Source organism: Kitasatospora sp. NPDC059088 (genome assembly GCF_042738155.1).
In the GTDB taxonomy this organism is placed as follows: Bacteria; Actinomycetota; Actinomycetes; order Streptomycetales; family Streptomycetaceae; genus Kitasatospora.
In genome coordinates this window covers 1-21107 of the sequence record NZ_JBHYGR010000048.1, presented here as the reverse complement: position 1 = coordinate 21107, position 21107 = coordinate 1, and the positions used below count along the sequence as shown (strand labels likewise).

14 protein-coding genes are annotated in these 21107 nt (G+C 72.6%); 2 read left to right on the top strand and 12 right to left on the bottom strand.

Features of this window, described 5'->3' with window-relative positions; translation table 11 throughout:
- Positions 1-61 precede the first annotated feature (61 nt).
- The 7 genes from trxA to ACFWXO_RS22200 all read right to left on the bottom strand — a co-directional run bounded on the left by trxA (position 62) and on the right by ACFWXO_RS22200 (position 10821).
- On the bottom strand, positions 62-388 hold the full coding sequence (trxA, locus tag ACFWXO_RS22230) for a thioredoxin (protein WP_375882914.1): 327 nt from the start codon (positions 386-388) through the stop codon (positions 62-64).
- A 134-nt stretch (positions 389-522) separates the two neighbouring features.
- A complete protein-coding gene (gene trxB / locus ACFWXO_RS22225; protein WP_380525506.1) occupies positions 523-1485 on the bottom strand; it encodes a thioredoxin-disulfide reductase in 963 nt (320 codons plus the stop codon).
- Positions 1486-1679: 194 nt separating this feature from the next.
- A complete protein-coding gene (locus ACFWXO_RS22220) occupies positions 1680-2639 on the bottom strand; it encodes a hypothetical protein (RefSeq protein ID WP_380525505.1) in 960 nt (319 codons plus the stop codon).
- Positions 2636-3430, bottom strand: coding sequence for an RNA polymerase sigma factor SigM (gene sigM, locus ACFWXO_RS22215; protein WP_380525504.1), 795 nt, complete (start codon positions 3428-3430; stop codon positions 2636-2638). Before sigM ends, ACFWXO_RS22220 begins: the two co-directional genes overlap by 4 nt.
- A 46-nt stretch (positions 3431-3476) precedes the next feature.
- Entirely contained in the window at positions 3477-5513 is a 2037-nt protein-coding gene (locus ACFWXO_RS22210) for a protein kinase family protein (protein WP_380525503.1), read from the bottom strand.
- A 306-nt stretch (positions 5514-5819) separates the two neighbouring features.
- The gene (murJ, locus tag ACFWXO_RS22205) at positions 5820-8288 is read right to left on the bottom strand and encodes a murein biosynthesis integral membrane protein MurJ (RefSeq protein WP_380525502.1); all 2469 of its coding nucleotides are present in this window, start codon (positions 8286-8288) and stop codon (positions 5820-5822) included.
- Positions 8289-8346: 58 nt separating this feature from the next.
- Complete coding sequence (locus ACFWXO_RS22200; RefSeq protein ID WP_380525501.1) at positions 8347-10821, bottom strand: DUF6049 family protein; 2475 nt, start codon at positions 10819-10821, stop codon at positions 8347-8349.
- A gap of 394 nt (positions 10822-11215) precedes the next feature.
- On the opposite strand from ACFWXO_RS22200, the gene ACFWXO_RS22195 reads away from it, so the two are divergent.
- Positions 11216-12625: a CCA tRNA nucleotidyltransferase gene (locus tag ACFWXO_RS22195; RefSeq protein WP_375882935.1), complete on the top strand. Its 1410-nt coding sequence runs from the start codon at positions 11216-11218 to the stop codon at positions 12623-12625.
- A 76-nt stretch (positions 12626-12701) separates the two neighbouring features.
- Here the strand turns inward: ACFWXO_RS22195 and ACFWXO_RS22190 are convergent, their stop codons facing one another.
- From ACFWXO_RS22190 to ACFWXO_RS22170, 5 genes are all read right to left on the bottom strand, one after another.
- Positions 12702-13721 (bottom strand): hypothetical protein, encoded by a 1020-nt coding sequence (locus ACFWXO_RS22190; RefSeq protein ID WP_380525500.1) that lies wholly within the window; start codon positions 13719-13721, stop codon positions 12702-12704.
- A 34-nt stretch (positions 13722-13755) separates the two neighbouring features.
- Positions 13756-14403, bottom strand: coding sequence for a hypothetical protein (locus ACFWXO_RS22185; RefSeq protein ID WP_380525499.1), 648 nt, complete (start codon positions 14401-14403; stop codon positions 13756-13758).
- Between the two features lie 135 nt (positions 14404-14538).
- Entirely contained in the window at positions 14539-15873 is a 1335-nt protein-coding gene (locus tag ACFWXO_RS22180) for an MFS transporter (protein WP_380525498.1), read from the bottom strand.
- 155 nt (positions 15874-16028) lie between these two features.
- Complete coding sequence (locus ACFWXO_RS22175) at positions 16029-17111, bottom strand: inositol-3-phosphate synthase (protein ID WP_375882892.1); 1083 nt, start codon at positions 17109-17111, stop codon at positions 16029-16031.
- 127 nt (positions 17112-17238) lie between these two features.
- Complete coding sequence (locus ACFWXO_RS22170; protein WP_375882891.1) at positions 17239-17955, bottom strand: PadR family transcriptional regulator; 717 nt, start codon at positions 17953-17955, stop codon at positions 17239-17241.
- A gap of 515 nt (positions 17956-18470) precedes the next feature.
- Here ACFWXO_RS22170 and ACFWXO_RS22165 point away from each other — a divergent pair.
- Positions 18471-20987, top strand: coding sequence for a transglycosylase domain-containing protein (locus tag ACFWXO_RS22165; protein ID WP_380525497.1), 2517 nt, complete (start codon positions 18471-18473; stop codon positions 20985-20987).
- Positions 20988-21107 lie beyond the last annotated feature (120 nt).

The following is a 21107-nucleotide window of genomic DNA, read 5'->3' as shown; positions in this document are numbered from 1 at the left end:
CCCCTCCGAGGGGGAGCCCCGCCGCCGTCCGGTCGGTGGACCGGGAGAGTGACCGGGAGGCCTAGAACAGGCCGTCCAGCTCGCGCAGCAGCGCGGCCTTCGGACGGGCACCGGTGATCTGCTTCACCGGCTGGCCGTCCTTGAAGAGGATCAGGGTCGGGATCGAGATCACGTTGTACTCGGCGGCGGTCACCTGGTTGGCGTCCACGTCGAGCTTGGCGATGGTCAGCTTGTCGCCGTTCTCGGCCGCGATGTCCTCCAGGACCGGGGCGACCTGGCGGCACGGGCCGCACCAGGTGGCCCAGAAGTCGACCAGTACGGGCTTGTCGCTCTCCAGGACGTCGGACTTGAAGGTCGCGTCGGTGACGGTGGTGGTGGCGCCGGCCACGGGGACTCCTCGGGTTAGGACGGAGGGGGCTGCTGCCAGGTGAACAACGGGCGGGCCCGTTCTGTTTCTGCCTGGCCGGGGCGGGGGTGTTTCACGTGGAACACCCCCGCGGGGTTCGGTCGGTGGCGGGGAGGTCAGACCGCGACGGCGGTCTTGTTCTCCGCGTCGTCCAGCGCGGCCAGGTAGCGCTCGGCGTCCAGCGCGGCGGAGCAGCCGGTGCCGGAGGCGGTGATGGCCTGGCGGTAGGTGTGGTCCACGACGTCGCCGGCGCCGAACACGCCCTCGACGTTGGTCCGGGTCGAGGGGGCGTCGACCTTGAGGTAGCCCTCGCCGTCGAGGTCCAGCTGGCCCTTGAAGAGGTCGGTGCGCGGGTCGTGGCCGATCGCGATGAACAGGCCGGTGACGGGCAGCTCGCGCAGCTCGCCGGTGACGGTGTCGCGCAGGGTGACGCCGGTCAGCTTCGGGTCGCCGTGGATGGCCTCGACCGCGCTGTTCCACTCGAAGCGGATCTTCGGGTCGGCGAAGGCGCGCTCCTGCATCGCCTTGGAGGCGCGCAGGCTGTCACGGCGGTGGATGATCGTGACGCTCTTGGCGAAGCGGGAGAGGAAGGTCGCCTCCTCCAGGGCCGTGTCGCCGCCGCCGACCACCGCGATGTCCTGGTCGCGGAAGAAGAAGCCGTCGCAGGTCGCGCACCAGGAGACGCCGCGGCCGGAGAGCTTGTCCTCGTTGGGCAGGCCGAGCTTGCGGTGCTGGGAGCCGGTGGTGACGATCACGGCGCGGGCCCGGTGGACGTTGCCCTCGGAGTCGGTGACGGTCTTGATCTCACCGGTGAGGTCCACCGCGACGATGTCGTCCGGGATCAGCTCGGCGCCGAAGCGCTCCGCCTGAGCCCGCATGTTGTCCATCAGCTCGGGGCCCATGATGCCGTCCCGGAAGCCCGGGAAGTTCTCGACCTCGGTGGTGTTCATGAGCGCACCACCGGCGGTGACGGCTCCCTCGAAGACCAGCGGCTTGAGGGAGGCGCGGGCCGTGTAGAGCGCGGCCGTGTAGCCTGCCGGGCCGGAACCGATGATGATCACGTTACGGACGTCGCTCACTGCTTCTCCTGGTTCGCATCGCGACCCGCGTTTGCTGCGGGGAGGGCGGTCCTGCTCCGCCGCCCGGGACAACGACTGACCAGTCTCTCGCATTCCCAGGCGGATCAGTACCAGGCGCCCGAACTCCGGAAGCGGCGTGCCGCCCTGGTCGTCGATCGCATGGGAACGGCCGTCCGGTGGCTGGGAAGGGCCGTTCAGTGGCCGGGGACGGTCCGTTGCAGGACGACCGGGCCGCAGTCGGGGGAGCGCAGGAAGACGTCCACGAAACCGGGCCGACCGGCGGCGGGGTAGACCAGGACGTCCACCGGGGAGCCCTGGTAGCTGCCCCGGTCGGTGGCCAGCGGGGTGCCCGGGGCGGGGGCGCGGCAGGCCGCGGGGGAGACCGGTGCGGCGGGTGAGGCGGGGCCGGAGAGCTCCGGCCCCGAGCCGTCGGCGGGCGCGGCGCCGGACTTGGCGGGCCCGGTGGCGCGCAGCCCGGGCTGGGAGCCGGAACGGTCCAGCAGCTGCTGCACCTGGGCGGCGAGCTGGTCCTCCCGGTAGACGGTGCCGGGGCCCGCCAGGTGCGGGGTGCGGGCGCTCTGCTCGCCGGGGGAACCCGCGGTGCCCGCCGAGGCCGCGGAGACGGCGGAGGTGCGGGTGGCGGAGTCGTCCTGGTGCAGCAGCAGGGCCCCGCCCAGCCCGACGGCGGCCAGCGCGGCGGCCGCCCCGAGCAGCACGGCGAACCGGCGGCGGCGCGGGCGGGGGCGGCCGGGGCCGGGGGCCGAGGCCGGGCGCGAGGGGGGCGCGGAGGGCGCCGCGGCGGCCCGTACGGGCACGGTGGGGAACTCCGTCCGGCGGGCGGTGGCGGGGGCCCGCTCGGGGCCTGCGGTGGGCCGGGCCGGGGAGGGGCGGTCGGCGCGGGCCGCCTCGGCGAGGGCGGCGTCCAGCCGGGCGGCGACGTCGGCGGGCATCGGTTCGGGCTCGACGGTGCCGAGCAGCGCCTGCACCTCGGCCAGCGCCTCGACGGTCCCGCGGCACTCGGCGCAGCCGTCCAGGTGCCGCTGCAGGGCCTCGGCGGCCCCGGCGGGCTCGACCAGGCCCTCGGCGAGGTCGGCCAGCTCGTCGACCGAGGGGTGGGCGTCGGCGGGTCCGGGGGAGGAGAGGGGGGCGTTCATCGGGTGCTCGCGTCTCCTTCCAGCATCGTGCGGCCGGTGCTCGTGCCTGTCCCTGTGACGGTGCGGGGGCCCGTCGGGTTCCCCCTGGTCCGGTCCGGCGGGGGCGGGGCGGTGCCGGACGGGTCGGGGGCGGTGCGTCCCGGGGGCCGGCCGGCCGGTGTTTCACGTGAAACGTTCCGTCCGCCGCCGTTGCTGTCGCCGTTGGTGTCGCCGTTCCCGCCGTCCCCGCCGTCGCTCTCGCGCAGGTGCCGGACCAGTGGGAGCAGCCGGGCCCGGCCGCGGGCGCAACGGCTCTTCACGGTGCCGACCGGGACGCCCAGCAGCTCGGCGGCCTCGGCGACCGGGTAGCCCTGCATGTCGACCAGGACCAGCGCGGCCCGCTGCTCGGGGGGCAGCTCGGCGAGCGCGGCGGTCAGCTCGCGCTGCACCTCGGCCCGGACCACCGGGGAGTCGGCCGGCTCGGCGGAGCCGACCAGGCGGTCCAGCCGCTGCGGGTCCTCGTCCAGCGGGGTGGTGCGCCGGGTGGCGCTGCGCCGGGCGCGGTCCAGACAGGCGTTGACCACGATCCGGTGCAGCCAGGTGGTGACCGCCGAGCGGCCCTGGAAGCCGGCGGCGGCCCGGAAGGCGGAGACCAGGGCGTCCTGGAGGGCGTCCGCGGCCTCCTCGCGGTCGCCCAGGGTGCGCAGGGCGACCGCCCAGAGGCGGTCCCGGTGGCGGTTCACCAGCAGGCCGAAGGCCTCCTGGTCGCCGGCGACGTGCCGGGCGAGCAGCGTCGCGTCGTCGTCCGCCACTGTCACCCCTTGTCGCCGCGGGTCGTTCCGGGTCCGGACCGTGCGGTCAGCCCGAGACCTTTACCTCGGCGACGTGGCCGCGGTACCTGCCGTCGGAATCCTTGTTCAGAGAGGTCAGCCAGATCAAGAGGTAACGCGTGGTGACCGGCGATTCGAGGGCGTAGTCGACGTTGAGGCCGGCCTTCCTGGCCGCGACGACCGAGAAGCTCTCCGGCCTGGCCGCGGTCGGGTTGGCGGCGGCGGACGCGTTGGGCACGCGCACCTCCGCGGTCTGCTCGCCGTCCTTGAACTGGACGGTCACCGAGGAGACCGACTGCGGTGAGCCGAGGTCGATCAGCAGTCCGGTGCCCACCTTGAGGGCGGGCGGCTTGGGGCCGAGCTGGTCGACGTACCAGCCGGTGGTCCAAGCGGTGTTCGGGTCGCCGTCGATGGCGTTCTTGACGCTGTCGGTGCCTTCGGGACCGTCGCCCAGCGGGTTGTACGACTCCGCGCCCTTGATCTGGATCGGCACCGGCGTGTGGGCCGTCGGGCGGGCGCTCGCGGCGGTGCTGCTGATCGAGGTCTGCGGGGTGGCGACGGCCTGGTTGCTGTTGCGCAGGCTGCCGACGAACTGCCAGGAGGCGACGCCGATCGCGCCCAGGGCGACCGTCCAGGCGGTGGCCTTGACCACCCGGCGCAGCCGGCGCCTGGTGCGCCGGGCGGCGGTGGGCCGGGAGGAGGCCGGCAGCGGGGCGACCGTCGTGTCGGCCACCCGGGTGGGGATGGGCGCGGTCGGGAGGGCGTGGCCGTGGTGCCGGGGCGGTGTCGGGAAGGCCGGCAGCTCGGGCTCGGGCTGCCGGATCCGGGGCAGCTTGGCGATCGCCCGGACCAGCTCCTCCGGGGTGGTGATCGGCTCGGCGTGGTGCGGCGGGTGGTCGAACAGGGCGCGCGCCGCGAGCTCGGACAGACCCTTGTGGACGCCCGCGCGGACCTGGTCCGGCGCGGCGTTCTGCAGGTCCTTGGGCAGTCCCTTGAGGTCGTAGCGGTCCTCGGGGTACGGCCAGCGGTGGGTGAGCGCGGCGAAGAGCAGGGCGCCGATCGCCCGGGTGTCGGTGCGCTGGGCGTCCTCGGCGGCGGCCCCGGTGGAGTCCTCGGCGGGCAGCCCGCGCAGGGCGGCGTCCACCGCGATGCCGTTGATCCGGTACTGGCCGCTGTCGGTGCGCAGCACGCAGCGCGGGGTGAGCCGCAGGTGCGCCTTGCCGCGGCGGTGCGCGGCGGCGACGGCGTCGGCGACCTGGCGGACCATCTGGTACGCCTCGTGCGGCTCCATCGGGCCGTCGGCGAGCAGCTTGGCGAGGTCGGAGGCGTGCGGCAGCCACTCCCGCACGATGTAGACCAGCTCGTTCTCCTGCACGGCGTCCAGCACCTGGACGAAGCGCGGGTCGCCGAGCAGGGCCGCGGACTTGGCGGCGGCCAGCACCTTGCGGGCGCGCTGGTGGCCGGAGGCCATCAGGTGGACGCCGACGGCCCGGCGCAGCTTCTCGTCGACGGCGCGCCAGCTGCTGAAGGTCTCGGTCTGGGAGATGCACTCTTCCAGCAGGTACCGGTGGCCGATCTTGTCGCCGCTGTGCCGCATCGGCGCGGGCAGGGTCCGCGGGAGGGTGGCGGTGTCGCGCGGGTCGAGGGTGGGTTGGGGGTCGGTCGGACGGCGCTTGTCGGAGGCGGGCTGCGGTGCGGGAGCGGGCTTCTTCCGCGGGGGGCCGGCCGCCAGTTCGGCGGCGATCTCGTGGACGGAGAGCGGGGCGGTGATCTCCGAGGTCTCCTCGCTCACCGCGGCCGCCGGCGCCTCAGGGGCCGGACCGTCCTCGTCGCCGTCCTTGCTGTCGTCCTCGCCGTCGTCCTTGCTCTCGGCGCCGGCCGTGTCAGGGGTCTCCACGGAGTCCGCGGAGGAGTTCCCGGGGGCGTCCGTGGAGGAGGCGTCGGCGGAGCCCGCCGGGGCGGAGTTCCCGCTCCCGAGCTCGTCGATCGCCGCAGCCAGCGCGGCCTCGTCCGCCGCCGCGTCAGCTGTTGACGTGTCGACGACCGCCTTGGTGCCATCAGCCACCGTGGTCCTGCCTCCCCTTGTGTCGCCCCGGCCTGAGAGAGTCGCTGGAGCCCGCGGATTGGCCGCCCTGTGCTCCAGGACAATTGTGCCCACTCTTCACCACCGGGTACGACCGCTGAAGGGTCCGCTCGGTTGCATACCGGTGGAGAGATGTGGTGCAGATCCGACACCGGGCCGCCACGTGGCGGCCCGGGCGTGTCCGGTCATGGAGAGCGGCCCGTGCTGCGGCCGGACGGGCGGGGGCGGTGTCAGCCCTGGTCGACGCCCGGTCAGGGCGCCCGCTCGTCCGGCCGGTTGTGCTCGGACTCAGCGGCCCAGTCGGCCGCGGACCATGCCCAGCATGGCGTTCATCTCCTCGATCCGCAGGCGCTTCGCGATGAACACGAACACCAGCAGCTGGAGGCCGCCGCCCAGCAGGACCGACAGCACGCTGCCCGGCCAGCCGCCGAGCACCTGCTGGACCGCCAGGCTGACGCCGAGGCCGACCACCGCGGCCGGGACGCAGGCGGTGGCCAGCCGGCTGTAGGTCTTGCCGATCCGCTTGGTGTCCAGCCCGCCGATCTTCTTCTTGAGCTTGGGCACCGCGACCATCACTCCGACGGCGTAGGCGAGGCCGTAGCCGAGGGCCATGCCGGTCACCGTCCACTGCGCGGGCAGCGCGACCCAGCAGACCAGCGAGAAGCCGGCCTGGCAGACCGCCACCCAGACGGTGTTGGAGAACGGCGTCCGGGTGTCCTCGTAGGCGTAGAAGCCGCGCAGCATCACGTACTGGGCGGAGTACGGGATCAGCCCGAGGGCGAAGGCCGAGAGCATCAGACCGACGTTGGTCGCGTTGTCCAGGGCCGTCCCGCCGCCGCCGACCGCGTAGATCGAGCGGCCGATCGCCGGGCCGAGTGCCAGGAACAGGAAGGCCGCCGGGACGACCGCCACCGCCGTGGTGCGCAGCCCGTACGACAGGTCGTCCCGGACGGCGCCGGCGTCCTCGTCGGCGGCCGCGCGGGAGAGCCGGGGGAGCACCGCGCTCATGATCGAGACGGTGATGACGGCCTGCGGGAGCTGCCAGATCAGCAGGGCGTTGGAGAAGGCCGAGAGGCCGACACCGCCGTGCCCGCCCTGTTCGGCGGCGCTGCCGGCGGCGGTCGCCAGCTGGGTGATGACCAGGTAGCCGGCCTGGTTGGCGAGCACGAAGAAGAAGGTCCACTTGGCCAGCCGGGCGGCCTTGCCCAGGCCGTGGCCGCGCCAGTCGAACCGCGGCCGGAAGCGGAAGTCGGCCGCCCGCAGGTACGGGATCATCGCCAGCGACTGGACCACCAGGCCGAGCAGGGTGCCCAGGCCGAGCAGTCGGACGCCCTCCGGGGTGATGTTCTCCGGGGTGATCTGGGTGCCGTTGAAGCCGCCGTAGACCCAGATGTAGGCGCCGAAGGTGAAGATCACCACGATGTTGTTGAGGACCGGGGTCCACATCATCGCGCCGAACCGGCCCCGGGCGTTGAGGATCTGGCCCATCACCACGTGGACGCCCATGAAGAAGATGGTCGGCAGGCAGTAGCGGGCCAGGGCGACCGTGGTCTCGGCACGGGCCGGGTTGGTCATCATCGGATGGGCGATCAGCTGGACCAGCAGGGGCGCCCCGAGCACGGCCAGGAAGACCACGCCGCCGAGTCCGACCATCACCAGGGTGAGCAGCCGGTTGGCGTAGGCCGTCCCGCCGTCCTCGTCGTTCTTCATGCTGCGCACCAGCTGCGGCACGAAGACCGCGTTCAGCGCGCCGCCGCCGATCAGGATGTACAGCAGGGTCGGCAGGGTGTTCGCCGCGTTGTACGAGTCACCCATGACCGCGATGCCGATCGCGCCGGCGATCACCATCGTCCGCAGGAAGCCGGTGCCGCGGGAGACCAGGGTGCCGGCCGCCATGATCGCGCTGGAGCTCAGCAGGCCGGCGACCTTGCCGCCACCGCCGTCGGAGGCCGGGGCGGGCTCGGCCGCGGGCCGGGCGGCCTGCTCCTCGGCGAGGTCCGCCAGCGGCTCGACCGCCGGGGGCACCGCCACGGCGGCCACCTGCATGGTGGCCTCCTCCTCGGAGAGCGGCGGGTCGAACTCGATCGGCGGCACGAACGGCCGCTGCCCGTCGTGGCCGCCGTGCTGCGGCTGCCCCGGCTGCCCCGGGTAGCCGCCCATCGGCGGGTACGGCGCGGGCGCGCCCGGCGGCACCGCCGAGGCCGGGGGCACGGGGGCGGCCTGCGGGGCCGGGGCGGGCTGGGGGACCGGCGGCTGGGCCGCGGCCTCGGCCCGGCCGCTGCCGAAGAGCGCGTCCACCCCGACGTACTCGGTGGTCTCGGTGTCCCAGGCGGAGTGCGCCGGGCCCGGCTCCCACTGCGGCTGCGGCTGGCTCCACGCTCCGGGGGCCGGGGTGGAGACCGGTGCCGCCGGGGCGGCCTGCTGCGGCCAGTCGGCCTGCATCGGGGTGTCCCAGCCGGGCTGCACGGGGGGGACGGGGGGCGAGAACGGTGTCGTCGGCACCGGCGTCGGGTAGCCGCCGCCCTGCGGCGGCAGTTGCGGCGGCACGTCGTACGCGGTGACCGGCGGCGGCGCCGCGGCGGGCCGTCCGGCCTGGAGGCCGTACGGGTCCTGACCGTCCTGCGCCGTCCCGTACGCCTGCGCGGCGTACGGGTCCTGGGCGTAGGTGTCGGCCACGTACCAGTCGCCGGACGGCGACTCGGCGCCCGGCCGGCTCTCACCGCGGCCCGGCGGCCGCTCCTCGCTGCGCCCGGTCATGTCACCTCTTCGCTGTTGTGGGGGGAGACCGGCCCGGGGTTGCGGGGGGTCGGCGGTGTCAAGGACCAACCTTCTCATCACTGGCGGTCCGATCCCGGCCATCCGGGCTGCTGGCGCGCGGTGTCTGTGCGGGCCCCCCGTCCGCGGCGCCGTCCGGGTCGGTCGGCTCGGCGGGCTCAGCTTCGGCGGTGCCCGCCGGGTCGCCGTCCGCCGGGTCGTCCCCGACCGGCTGGTCGCCGTCCTCGTGCGGCTGCCCGCCGCGCCGCTTGCGCTGGCGCATGAAGCGCAGCGCGGCGAGCACCAGCAGCACGGCGGCGCCGGCGAAGACGTACAGCACCCCGTTGGTCACCGAGGTGACCTCGACGGTGAAGGTCTGGGCCTGGCCGTAGGGCCGGGAGTCGGGACCGGTGGTCCACAGCTGGGCGACCATGGTGACCGGGCCGTTGCTGCGGGCCTCGGCGTTGAAGCGCAGGGTGACGCTCTGCGAGGCGGGGAGGACGAGCTGCTCCGGCAGGCCGACCCGCAGCCTGTTCGGCTGGATCGAGGTGAGCCGCAGCTGCAGGTTGGTGACCGTCTGGGTGAGGTCGTTGCGCACGCTGACCTGGAGCTGGCCGGTGTTCCCGGCCAGGGTGACGACGTTCTTCTTCGGGACCTGGACGGCGGTGGTGAGCTCGTTCAGGTAGTTGGTGACGCCGGTGCGGTAGGCGTCGCCGGCCGGCGCCTGGGCGCGCCACTCGGTGGACAGCGAGCGGACCATCGCGGCGCTGAACGGGCCGCGCACCCGCTGCGGCAGGGTGAGCACCCGCATCAGGGTGTCCAGCTTCTGCTGGATCTCGTCGGTGCCGCTCAGGGCGGAGGCCGGCAGCTCGGAGGCGCGGGCCTGGGTCGGGTAGTCGGCCGGCGAGGGGACGCCGGTGTTGGCCTTCGGGTCCGGCGCGGCCTGGGCCAGCACGTCCAGCTTCACCGGGGCCAGCCACTTGTCCCCGGCCGTCTGCAGGGCGGTCGCCAGTGCCTTGGCGGTGTTGACGGTCAGCTCGCGCGGCGGCATCACCAGCAGGCCGCGCTGGTTCTGCGGCTGCTCGTGGGTGATCGCGTAGGTCTCGGCGAGGAAGCGCTGGGTCGCGTCGGTCTGGTCCTTCGGGGTGCTCAGGTCCTTCTGGAAGGGCCCGGAGACCGTGTCGTCGGCGACCACCGCGTTCTGCCCGTTGCCGATCGGGCGCACCGCGGTCGGGGTGTAGTTGACCGAGTCCGGGTCGGGCATGCTCGCGCCGTTGACCAGGACCAGGTTGCTGCCCGCCTGCCGGGCGATGCCGGCGATCTGCTGGTCGAGGTAGCCCTGGTACGGCCAGGCCACGTCGGAGCGGGTGTCCACCGCGAGCCGGCCCTCGACGGTCAGCCGGCCGGCGGTGGCGGCCTTGCTCAGGGCGGTGCCCATGCCGCTGAGGTCGGCGCCGTTGTGCGCGATCGAGGCGAGGTCCGGGTCGGCGTACGGCAGCGAGACGACCTGGCTGCCCGACTTGGCGACGGCCGCCCGCAGCTTGTTCAGCCAGGCGTCGGCGGCGGCCGAGGCGGGTCGGCCGACGGTGTTCTCGTCCTTGGCGGACTTGCCCGAGCCCTCGGTGCCCGGCTTCTGCACCCGGTACGGCCTGGTCATCGCGAACGCGGCGTCCAGCAGGTCCGGGTCGACCACCCAGGTCAGCCCGTTCAGCTTGGCGCCGGTGTCGACCAGCTCGTACAGCCGGCCGCCCGGCGCGAAGTCGGCGGCCAGGCTGTCGTCGCGCAGCACGGAGAGGTTCTGGTCGCCCTCGGCGTAGGTCTGCGCGGCCAGCACCGGTGCGTGCACCAGCGGCCAGAGCGTGGCGACCTTGGTCGGCTGGGCCTCGCTGCTGCCCTGGGAGTAGGGCAGGAAGGTCCGGGCGATGCCCAGGGCCCGGTCGCGCGGGTTGTCGGCGGTCGAGCCCCAGGCGTCCACCGCGAGCTCGTAGACGCCGCTCTCGGAGAAGCCGAGGTCGCTCACCGCGACGCTCAGGGTGTACGGCAGGCTCTGGCCCGGGTTGAGCTCCGGCAGGGCGTACTGCGGGCTGTCCAGCTCCGTCCCGTCGTCGCCCCGCGGGCCGGTCCGCGCGGCCACGCCCTGGAGCTCGCTGCGCCGCTGCAGGGGCTTGCTGGAGACCGGCTTCCGGACCGCGGCGTGGGCGCCCTTGAGGGCGGACTTGCCGGAGTTGGTGACGTGACCGGTGATGGACACGGTGCCGTTCTGGACGGCCAGCTGCGGGGTGACCGTCTCGATGGTCAGCACCACCGGGTACTCCGCGGTGGCCGTCGAGTCGACGGTCGGGCGGACGTTGCCGCCGGTCGGCAGGGCCGCGGCGGGGGCGGCCGCGACCAGTGCCAGGAGCGCACCGCAGGCGGCGGCGAAGCGGCGCGCGCGGCCGCCGGTGCGCCGTTCCCTGGTGCGGGGTTCGGTCGGGCCCGCGGCCCGCCCAGGTCGTCGGTGTGCCCCCAGGCCCGAGTGCCGTGCCGGCTCACTCACTCGTTTCGCCCTCGCCGTTCTGTTCGCTCGCTCGCTGCTGATGCTGTCCGTCCGGCGCGGTCGCCCGACGTTCCCCGCTCGACGTTCCTCGCTCGACGTTCTTCGCTCGACGACGTACGCCACCCTGCTGCCGCGGAGGGATCCGTCGGCACGGCGGCACGCGACACCGCATCCCCGGTTCCGGTGTCCGCGCTCCGTCCACCGGCATGGTAACGATCCAGCCTGGCGTGCAGTGTTGCGGGCTCTGGGGTGAGACGCCCAAAACGCGCGGGCGGTTGACCTTCCGGGGCACGTACCCTTGTGAGCCGTGTCCACTGCCAATGAGCCCACCGCGCGCACCGACCGTTCCAGCACCGCCGTCCAGGTCGTCCCAGGCCTGAGCGAGGCCCAGACGATGGGGCTGCAAGAGCTGCTGCGGGTGTCGCCGGTCGCCGACGAGATCGCCCGCCGCTTCCACGCGGCCGGGCACCGGCTGGCCCTGGTCGGCGGATCGGTGCGGGACGCGCTGCTCGGCCGGCTCGGCAACGACCTGGACTTCACCACCGACGCCCGGCCGCAGCAGGTGCTCAAGCTGGTCAAGGGCTGGGCGGACGCGGTCTGGGACGTCGGGATCGCCTTCGGCACCGTCGGCGCCCGCAAGGACACCCCCGAGGGGTCCTTCCTGATCGAGATCACCACCTACCGTTCCGAGGCGTACGACCGCACCTCGCGCAAGCCCGAGGTGACCTACGGCGACACCATCGAGCAGGACCTGGTCCGCCGCGACTTCACGGTCAACGCGATGGCCGTCGACCTGCCCGGCCGCGGCTTCGTCGACCCGCACCACGGCCTGGAGGACCTGGAGGCCCGGGTGCTGCGCACCCCCGCCACCCCCGAGGAGTCCTTCTCCGACGATCCGCTGCGGATGATGCGGGCCGCCCGCTTCGCGGCCCAGCTGGACTTCGACCCGGCGCCCGAGGTGGTCGCCGCGATGACCGCGATGGCCGAGCGGATCACCATCGTCTCGGCGGAGCGGGTGCAGGCCGAGCTGAACAAGCTGCTGCTCGCCGCGCACCCGGTGAAGGGCCTGCGGCTGCTGGTCGACACCGGCCTGGCCGGGCACGTGCTGCCGGAGCTGCCCGCGCTGCAGCTGGAGAGCGACGAGCACCACCGGCACAAGGACGTCTACGAGCACTCGCTGACCGTCCTGGAGCAGGCCATCGACCTGGAGCAGGACGGCCCGGACCTCAGCCTGCGGCTGGCCGCGCTGCTGCACGACATCGGCAAGCCGCGCACCCGCCGCTTCGAGTCGGACGGCCGGGTCTCCTTCCACCACCACGAGGTGGTCGGCGCCAAGATGACCCGCAAGCGGATGCGGGAGCTCAAGTACTCCAAGGAGCTGACCGAGGACGTCTCGCGCCTGGTCGAGCTGCACCTGCGCTTCCACGGCTACGGCGGCGGCGAGTGGACCGACTCCGCGGTGCGCCGCTACGTCACCGACGCCGGGCCGCTGCTGGAGCGCCTGCACAAGCTGACCCGCTCCGACTGCACCACCCGCAACAAGAAGAAGGCGGCCGCGCTCTCGCGCACCTACGACGGCCTGGAGGAGCGGATCTCCGAACTGCAGGCCCGGGAGGAGCTGGACGCCGTCCGCCCCGCCCTGGACGGCAACCAGATCATGGAGCTGCTCGGGCTGCGGCCCGGCCCGCTGGTCGGCAAGGCGTACAAGCACATGCTCGAACTGCGGCTGGAGCACGGCCCGATGGAGCCCGACGAGGCGGTCGCGGCGCTGCGGGCCTGGTGGGCCGAGCAGCAGCAGGGCTGACCCGGGCGACGCCCCGGACGCACCGCGCGGCGGTCACCGTCCCGGAGGGGACGGTGACCGCCGCGTTCGCGTCCGGTCAGCCGTTGATGTGCTTGAGGCAGAGCACGTAGTTCAGCGCGGGGAGCTTGGTGTAGGTGCGGGTGTAGGTGCTGTCCGACTTCGGCTGCTTCTCGCAGGCCTTCTCGTCCGAGGTGGCGAAGTACTTGTAGACCACCTTGTACTGGGCCTTGGGGTCGGTGCAGGGCAGCACGGTGATCTTCGGGTGGTCGTCCGCGGTCGCGTTGCTGGAGTTCTCGTTGCGCAGGCAGTCGCCGATGCCCGCGCTGTCGACGTCGTCCTTGGCCGCCGGGGTCGCGGGCGGCGGCAGGGTGATGCTCGGCAGGGAGAAGCTGGGCACCGGGAGCGGCGGCGGCGGGGTGTAGCTGAAGGTGGGACGCGGCGACGGCGAGAAGGTGACCGTGCTGGTCGTCGTCGGCCCCGCGACGGGGCCGGAGTCCTGCTTCGGCCCGATCACGCCGGTGGCCAGCAGGACCCCGGTGACCAGCAGGGAGACCGGCACCAGCAGCATGGCGACGTGCGGACGGCTGCCCAGCGGGGCGCCCGGGTCCAGCTGCGGGCCGTGGGTGCCCGGCATGGGCGGCGGCAGCCGCTTGATCCGGTTGTGGGCGCCGAGGTTCATCAGCAGCGTGATCACGGTCAGGATCGGCGAGATCCAGCTCCACCAGCCCTGGACCAGCGTCCTGGCGGACATGTCGCGCACGGTGGCCGTGCCGCAGGTGCGGCAGAACGGGCCGTGCATCCGCAGCATCCGGAACGCGATCAGCAGGCCCTGGTGGCCGCGGACGGTGGCGCGCACGGCCGGGAAGCCGCCGCAGAAGCGGCAGTGCTCCCCGTCCATCGGGGCCGGCGGCGGGTAGCCGTAGCCGTAGCCGGGCGGCTGGGCGCCGTACGGCTGCTCCGGCGGGGGCGGGGCGCTCGGGTAGCCGTACCCCGGCGGGGGCGGCGGTGGCGGGGCGCCGTACGGGCCGCCGGCGTACGGGTTGCCGTCACCGGGTGGCGGGCCGTAGGGCATCTGGGGCGGAGGCGGAGCGGACAAGGGATCCCCCCGGAACAAGGACGTGGTGGAAGGGTCAGGACTTCTTCACCGGCGGGTAGCCGGTGGTGGGGGTCAGGGGGCCGAGGCAGAGCACGTACCGCGTCTTGTTCCAGCGGCGGCCGCTCTTGCCCGAGACGGCGCTGGTGGTCTGCGGGGTCTGCCGGCAGCGGGTCACGTCGGTGGTGCCGGTGAACTTCGACAGCACCTTGTAATTCGCCTGGGAATCAGTGCACTTGACGATCCCGACGTCACGGGAGCCGCTCACCCGGACGCAGTCCCCGGGCTTGGCGCTGCTGACGTTCGGGCTGCTGAAGAAGTACGCGCCCGCGAGCACCACGCAGCCGCCGACCGCCCCGGCGATCCGCAGCTTGGCGCGGGCACCGCGCTTGGCGGGCGGCGCCGCGGCGGCCGCACCGGGCTGCGGGTAGCCGTACGGCCCGGCGGGCGGCTGCGGCCCGTACGGCGCCTGCCCGTGGGGCGGCTGGGGGTACGGCGGCTGGCCGTACGGGGGTTGGCCGTACGGGGGTTGGGGGCTCGGCGGCGGGCCGCCGTACGGGCCCGGGGCGTACGGCTGCTGGGCGGGTGGCCCGCCGTACGGCGCCTGGGCGTAGCCGGGTGGGGGCGGACCGAAGCCCGGTGCCGCGGGTGGCGGCGGCCCGTACGGTCCGGTCGGTGTGCTCATCAGTTCGTCCCCCGAGACAGAGTGCTGTCCTTCCGACAGGTTTACGTACCTTAGCGACCGGGTCGGACGCAATCGGTCCGGTGGCCGCAACCGGAGTCCGGGACGAACCGGTTGCGATTCCGGTACCGCGCGGTGTCAGTGGGCCTCGCCGGGCAGGGGGCCGGACCGCCGGGCGGCCCGCAGGTAGAACACCGCGGTCAGCCCGTACACCACGGCCACCCCGGCCACCACCGTGACCGAGCGGCCGGACAGCGGCAGCACCAGGGCCGTCACCAGGGCGGCGGCCACGAAGGCGACGTTGAACAGCACGTCGTAGACGGCGAACACCCGGCCGCGGAACTCGTCCTCGACCGACTCCTGCACCACGGTGTCGGCGCAGATCTTGGTGCCCTGGGTGACCACCCCGAGCAGCAGCGCGGCGGCCAGGGTGGGCACCGGGGCGAAGAACAGGCCCAGCGCGGGGACGAAGACCACCGGGGCGAGCAGGCAGACCGTCATCCAGCCGGCCAGGCCGAGCCGGCGGGTGCACCAGGGGCTGACCACCGCGGCGACGAAGAACCCTGCGGCCGACAGCCCGACCGCCTGGCCGAGGGTGGCCAGCCCGGCCGCGCTGTCGGTCGGGGCGTTGAAGGTGTAGCGGGCGAGCATCACCACGACCACGATCAGCACGCCGTAGCAGAACCGGGCCGCCGTGACGGCGGCCAGCGCGTGCACGGCCGGGCGGCAGTCCCGCACCAGGTGGCGGACGGCGGAGCCGAGCCCGACGGCGGCCCCCACGAGTGCCTGGCCGAGCGCGGGGCGCTCGCCGTGCTGGTCCGGGCCGAGCAGGTCGCGGTCCATCCGGCGGGCGGCCAGCGCGGCCGAGAGGTAGAGCAGCGAGGCGACGGTGACCAGTGCGGCGTCCGCCTTCGGCCCGGGGGCCATCAGCTGGTGCAGCAGGAAGCCGACGCCCCCGCCCAGGGCGGCGGCGACGGTCCCGAGGGTGGGGGAGAGGGCGTTGGCGGTGACCAGCCGGTCCTGCTCGACCACCCGGGGCAGCGCGGCCGAGAGTCCGGCCAGGATGAACCGGTTGAGCGCGGTGACCAGCAGGGCCGAGGCGAAGAACAGCCAGGTCGGTGCCTCGGCCAGGAGCAGCGCGCCGGTGCCCAGGCCCAGCCCGAAGCGGGCCAGGTTGCCGAAGTAGAGCACCTGGCGCCGGCGCCAGCGGTCCAGCAGCACCCCGGCGAACGGGCCGATCACCGAGAACGGCAGCAGCATCACGGCCAGCACCGAGGCGATGTCGGCGGGGGAGGACTGCTTCTCGGGGGAGAAGACCACGTAGGCGGCGAGCGAGACCTGGAAGACGCCGTCCGAGAGCTGGGAGAGCACCCGGGCGGTGAGCAGCCGGCGGAAGTCCCGGCCGCGGAGCAGACCGAGGAGCGTGGCGCGGTGCGCGGACTGGTGGGTGCTGCCGTTCTCGGTGATCGCCACCCGCCCAGGGTGCCACGGAACCGGGCACCGTTTCACGTGAAACATTCGCTGCGCGCACGTGAAGGGCTCACGACCGGATGATCGTGAGCCCTTCTGGCGCGTTACGAGCGGTCAGCTCGGCGCCCGGTGTCCTACGGTCGCGAACCGGGCCGAGCTCAGCGCTCGACCTCGCCGCGGATGAACTTCTCGACGTTCTCCTTGGCCTCGTCGTCGAAGTACTGGACCGGCGGGGACTTCATGAAGTACGAGGACGCCGACAGGATCGGGCCGCCGATGCCGCGGTCCTTGGCGATCTTCGCGGCGCGGACGGCGTCGATGATGACACCGGCCGAGTTCGGGGAGTCCCAGACCTCGAGCTTGTACTCCAGGTTCAGCGGGACGTCGCCGAACGCGCGACCCTCCAGGCGGACGTAGGCCCACTTGCGGTCGTCCAGCCAGGCCACGTAGTCCGAGGGACCGATGTGGACGTTCTTGGCGCCCAGCTCGCGGTCGCGGATCTGCGAGGTGACGGCCTGGGTCTTGGAGATCTTCTTGGACTCCAGGCGCTCGCGCTCGAGCATGTTCTTGAAGTCCATGTTGCCGCCGACGTTCAGCTGCATGGTGCGCTCGAGGATGACACCGCGGTCCTCGAACAGCTTGGCCATCACGCGGTGCGTGATGGTCGCGCCGACCTGGGACTTGATGTCGTCACCGACGATCGGCACGCCGGCCTCGGTGAACTTGTCCGCCCACTCCTTGGTGCCCGCGATGAACACCGGCAGGGCGTTCACGAAGGCGACCTTGGCGTCGATGGCGCACTGGGCGTAGAACTTGGCGGCCTTCTCGGAGCCGACGGGCAGGTAGCAGACCAGGACGTCGACCTGCTGGTCCTTGAGGATCTGGACGACGTCGACCGGGGCCTCGTCCGACTCCTCGATGGTCTCCAGGTAGTACTTGCCCAGACCGTCGAGGGTGTGGCCGCGCTGGACGGTCACGCCGGTCGGCGGGACGTCGCAGATCTTGATGGTGTTGTTCTCGCTGCTGCCGATGGCGTCGGCCAGGTCGAAGCCGACCTTCTTGGCGTCGACGTCGAAGGCGGCGACGAACTCCACGTCACGGACGTGGTAGTCACCGAACTGGACGTGCATCAGCCCGGGGACCCTGCCGGCCGGGTCGGCGTCCTTGTAGTACTCGACACCCTGCACCAGCGACGCGGCGCAGTTGCCCACGCCCACGATGGCTACGCGAACCGAACCCATTCCGGTTGCTCCCTCTGATCTCATGAGGGCCGTCGGAACAGACGGCACTCGTCCTGCTTCTTCGAATGACTGCTTGTACGGGCGCGAGGCGCCCACTCCTGCCGCGCGGCACAGGGCTGACGCGGCGTCAGCGCTCCTGGGCGGAGCGCCCCGGGCGGTCGTACGGTGGCCCGGACGGGTCGGAGGACCCGGTCTCCTGGCCACGGCCGTCCGAAGTCGTGTGGGGTACGGCGGTGGTTCCGGCGGTCCCGGTGGGGGTGCCGGTGGCGGGCCCGGTCCGGCCGGTGCGGTTGGCCCGCTCGGTCTCGATCAGCTCGTTGAGCCACCGGACCTCGCGCTCCACCGACTCCAGGCCGTGCCGCTGGAGTTCGACGGTGTAGTCGTCGAACCGTTCGCGGGCGCGGGCCAGCGAGTTGCGCATCCGCTCCAGGCGCTCCTCCAGCCGGCTGCGGCGGCCCTCCAGGACGCGCATCCGGACGGCCCGGTCGGTCTGACCGAAGAAGGCGAAGTGGACGCCGAAGCGCTCGTCCTCCCAGGCCTCCGGGCCGGAGTCGGCGAGCAGCTCCTCGAAGCGCTGCTTGCCCTCGGGGGAGAGCCGGTAGACGATCTTCGACCGCTTGCCGTTGAGCGCGGTGGCCGGGACGTACTCGACGTCCGGGTTGTCCTCGACCAGGAAGCCCTGGGCGACCAGGCTCTTCAAGCACGGGTAGAGCGTTCCGTAGGAGAGCGCCCGCAGTGCCCCGAGCAGGATGTTGAGCCGTTTGCGCAGTTCGTAGCCGTGCATCGGGGCGTCGTGGAGCAGCCCGAGAACGGCGAACTCCAGCACTCCTGAGCGCCTGCCCACTGCCGTCGTCCTCCTCCCTCTCGACCCTCGCTCCGGCCGTTCCCTCGGCGGTATACCGCTTCGATGTATCGGCTCGATATATCGAGAACAGTAAACCCGACCCCCGGAACGAGCAAGGGGGGCACGCGTGAATGTGATCACAAGCCGACGCGCGGGTGGGGTTGGCAACGGCCGTGTAATGATCTGCTGCCGTTTTGCGGGCATTGGCACCTGATGCCCGATTAGGAAGGTTTTCCCGCTGCGTACGCTGTCGCGTGTGCACGAGGACCAACCTCCGGGGTTAGGGCGGTCCGGGCATCGGACAGGAACCCTGCCTTCAGGCCGACCGGGCCTGGCGAGGAGCGGCTGGAAACATGAGCGAGCGACGGCGAAGGACGCCCAATTCGGGCGGTGACGGGCAGCAGCCGCCGGGAGGCGGCGGCCGTCGGGGCGGCCCCGGCCCCGACGAACTGGGCTCGGAAGGCGTCGGCCGTCGACGTCCGCCCGGTGTCCGGGAGACTGCCCAGCAACCCCGGATGGGCCGCGCCGAGATGCGCAAGGCCTCCCAGAAGAAGGGGAAGGGCGGTGGCCGGCGCGGTGCCGCCGCCGCCTCCGCCGCCGCTGCGGCCGGCCCCGGCAAGAAGCGCTTCATCGACTACCCGCGGTTCGGCAAGACCGGCTTCCGGCGCTGGCTGCCGTCCTGGAAGCTGGTCTCCAGCGTCTTCCTGGTGTGCTTCGCCGCCTGCGTGGGCGTCGTGTTCTACCTGTACCAGACCACGACGGTGCCCCAGCTCAAGGACCTGGTGAAGGACCAGAACACCATCTACTACTGGGCCGACGGTTCGGAGATGACCCGCAAGGGCGAGACCAACCGTCAGATCGTCGAGCTCAACGACATCAACCCCACCCTGCAGAACGCCGTCATCTCGGCGGAGAACGAGACCTTCCGCACCGACAGCGGCATCGACCCCAAGGGCATGCTGCGCGCCGTCTACAACATGGCGAAGGGCGGCGAGACCCAGGGCGCCTCGACGATCACCCAGCAGTACGTCAAGAACGCCTACCTGAGCCAGGAACAGACCATCAGCCGCAAGCTGAGGGAGTTCTTCATCACGCTCAAGCTCAACCAGCAGACCAGCAAGGAGGACATCCTCAAGGGGTACCTCAACACCAGCTGGTTCGGCCGCAACGCCAACGGCGCCCAGGCCGCGGCGCAGGCGTACTACGGGGTCAACGCCAAGGACCTGAACCTCTGCCAGAGTGCCATGCTGGCCGGGCTGTTGAAGGGTGCCAACTACTACGACCCCTCCAAGCCGGCCAACCACGACCGCGCGGTGGAGCGCTGGAAGTGGATCCTGGACCGGATGGTGACCACCCACAACGCCACTCCGGAGGAGCGGGCGAAATGCACCACCTTCCCCGAGCCGATCGCGTTGAAGGCCAGCTCCAACATGAACGGTGAGATCAGCTACCTGGTCGACACCGCCAACCAGTACGTGACGACCACCGACAAGTCGATCACCCAGCAGATGCTCGACAAGGGTGGCCTGAAGATCTACACCACCTTCGAGAAGGACAAGGTCGACGCCCTCAAGAAGGCCGTCGACGACGTCAAGGGCGAGAACCTCGACCCGCAGAAGCGGCCCAACAACGACACCTTCGTCCAGTTCGGCGCCGCCAGCATCAAGCCCGGGGACGGCGCGATGGTCGCCATCTACGGCGGCGACGGCGTGGAGAACGGCCACTTCGACAACAACGCCAACGCCGGCGGTGTCCAGGTCGGCTCGACCTTCAAGCCCTTCGTCCTGGCCACCGCGATGCAGACCGGTGTGCAGACCGCGAAGGACACCGACGGCAAGCCGAAGCGGATCAACGCGGACAGCCGCTACCTGGCCGACGACATGTCCGAGATCCGCAAGCCCGACGGCTCGCTGGTGATCGGCGACGACGGCAAGCCCTACCGGCAGAAGAACGAGGACGCCGGCAAGCGCGGCTACGTCTCGCTGCGGCAGGCCATGCAGTTCTCGTACAACGTGCCCTTCGTCCAGCTCAACCAGGACGTCGGCGGCCCCGCCGTGGCCGACATGGCCGTGCAGATGGGCATCAAGCGGGAGAGCCTGGCCGACCCGAAGACCGCGACCTTCCCGCTCGGCACCTCGACCATCAGCCCGATCCGGATGGCCACCGGCTACGGCACCCTGGCCGCCAGCGGCAAGGAGGCCGAGCCCTACTCGGTCACCAAGGTCGAGGTGGACGGCAAGGAGCGCCCGGGCTTCGGCAAGAAGGACGCCAAGGTCGCGCTGGAGCCGGCCGTCGCGGACAACGTCACCGACGTGCTGGTGAACGTGGCCAAGAACGGTACCGGTACCAAGACCAACACCCTGGGCCGCCCGGTGGCCGGCAAGACCGGTACCACCGACCAGAACAAGTCGGCCTGGTGGGTCGGCTACACCCCGCAGCTGGTGACCAGCGTCGCGATGTGGCGCGAGGACCCGAACAAGCACGACCGGGAGTCCCTCAACGGCACCGGCGGCAAGGAGTCCATCCACGGTGGTGACATCCCCACCGACATCTTCACCCGGTACATGAAGGCCGCCCTGGCCAACGAGAAGAAGGTGGACTTCCCGACCCCGCAGCCGGTCGGCACCGAGGTGGACTCCTCCGGCGCGCCGTCCACGGCCACCATGACGCCCTCCCAGACCCCGACCACCACCCCGCCGACCACGGTGGAGACCCAGCAGCCGACCCAGCAGCCCAACCAGCCGCAGCCCCCGCAGCCTACCCAGGGCAGCGGCTGCGTGCCGACCGTCGACTGCCCGCCGACCGCGCCGCCGACCCAGACCCACAAGCCGAAGCCGACGGACACCCCCTGCAACCTGATCCTCGGTTGCCCGTCGACGCCGCCGGCCGGTGGCAACGGTGGTGCCGGCAACGGTGGTGCCGGCAACGGCGGCACCGGCGGCAAGCCGACCCCGAGCAGCACCGGCGGCGCCGGTGGCGGCGGTGCCGGTGGTGGCGGCGGCCTGCAAGGCGGTGGCGCAGCGGCCGGGTAGTAGTCCGGTCCGACCGGTCCGACCGGTGAGAAGCCGACAACGGCGGGGGGGGGGGGGGGGGGGGGGGGGGCGGGGGCGCCCGGGGGGGGGGAGCCGGCCCGCCCCCCCCCCCACCGCCCC

Coding starts and splice junctions, on each gene's coding strand:
- ACFWXO_RS22195 (WP_375882935.1), top strand. CDS start 11,216: ATGGGGCTGCAAGAGCTGCTGCGGGTGTCGCCGGTCGCCGACGAGATC.
- ACFWXO_RS22165 (WP_380525497.1), top strand. CDS start 18,471: ATGGGCCGCGCCGAGATGCGCAAGGCCTCCCAGAAGAAGGGGAAGGGC.
- ACFWXO_RS22220 (WP_380525505.1), bottom strand. CDS start 2,639: ATGAACGCCCCCCTCTCCTCCCCCGGACCCGCCGACGCCCACCCCTCG.
- ACFWXO_RS22185 (WP_380525499.1), bottom strand. CDS start 14,403: ATGAGCACACCGACCGGACCGTACGGGCCGCCGCCACCCGCGGCACCG.
- murJ (WP_380525502.1), bottom strand. CDS start 8,288: ATGACCGGGCGCAGCGAGGAGCGGCCGCCGGGCCGCGGTGAGAGCCGG.
- ACFWXO_RS22175 (WP_375882892.1), bottom strand. CDS start 17,111: ATGGGTTCGGTTCGCGTAGCCATCGTGGGCGTGGGCAACTGCGCCGCG.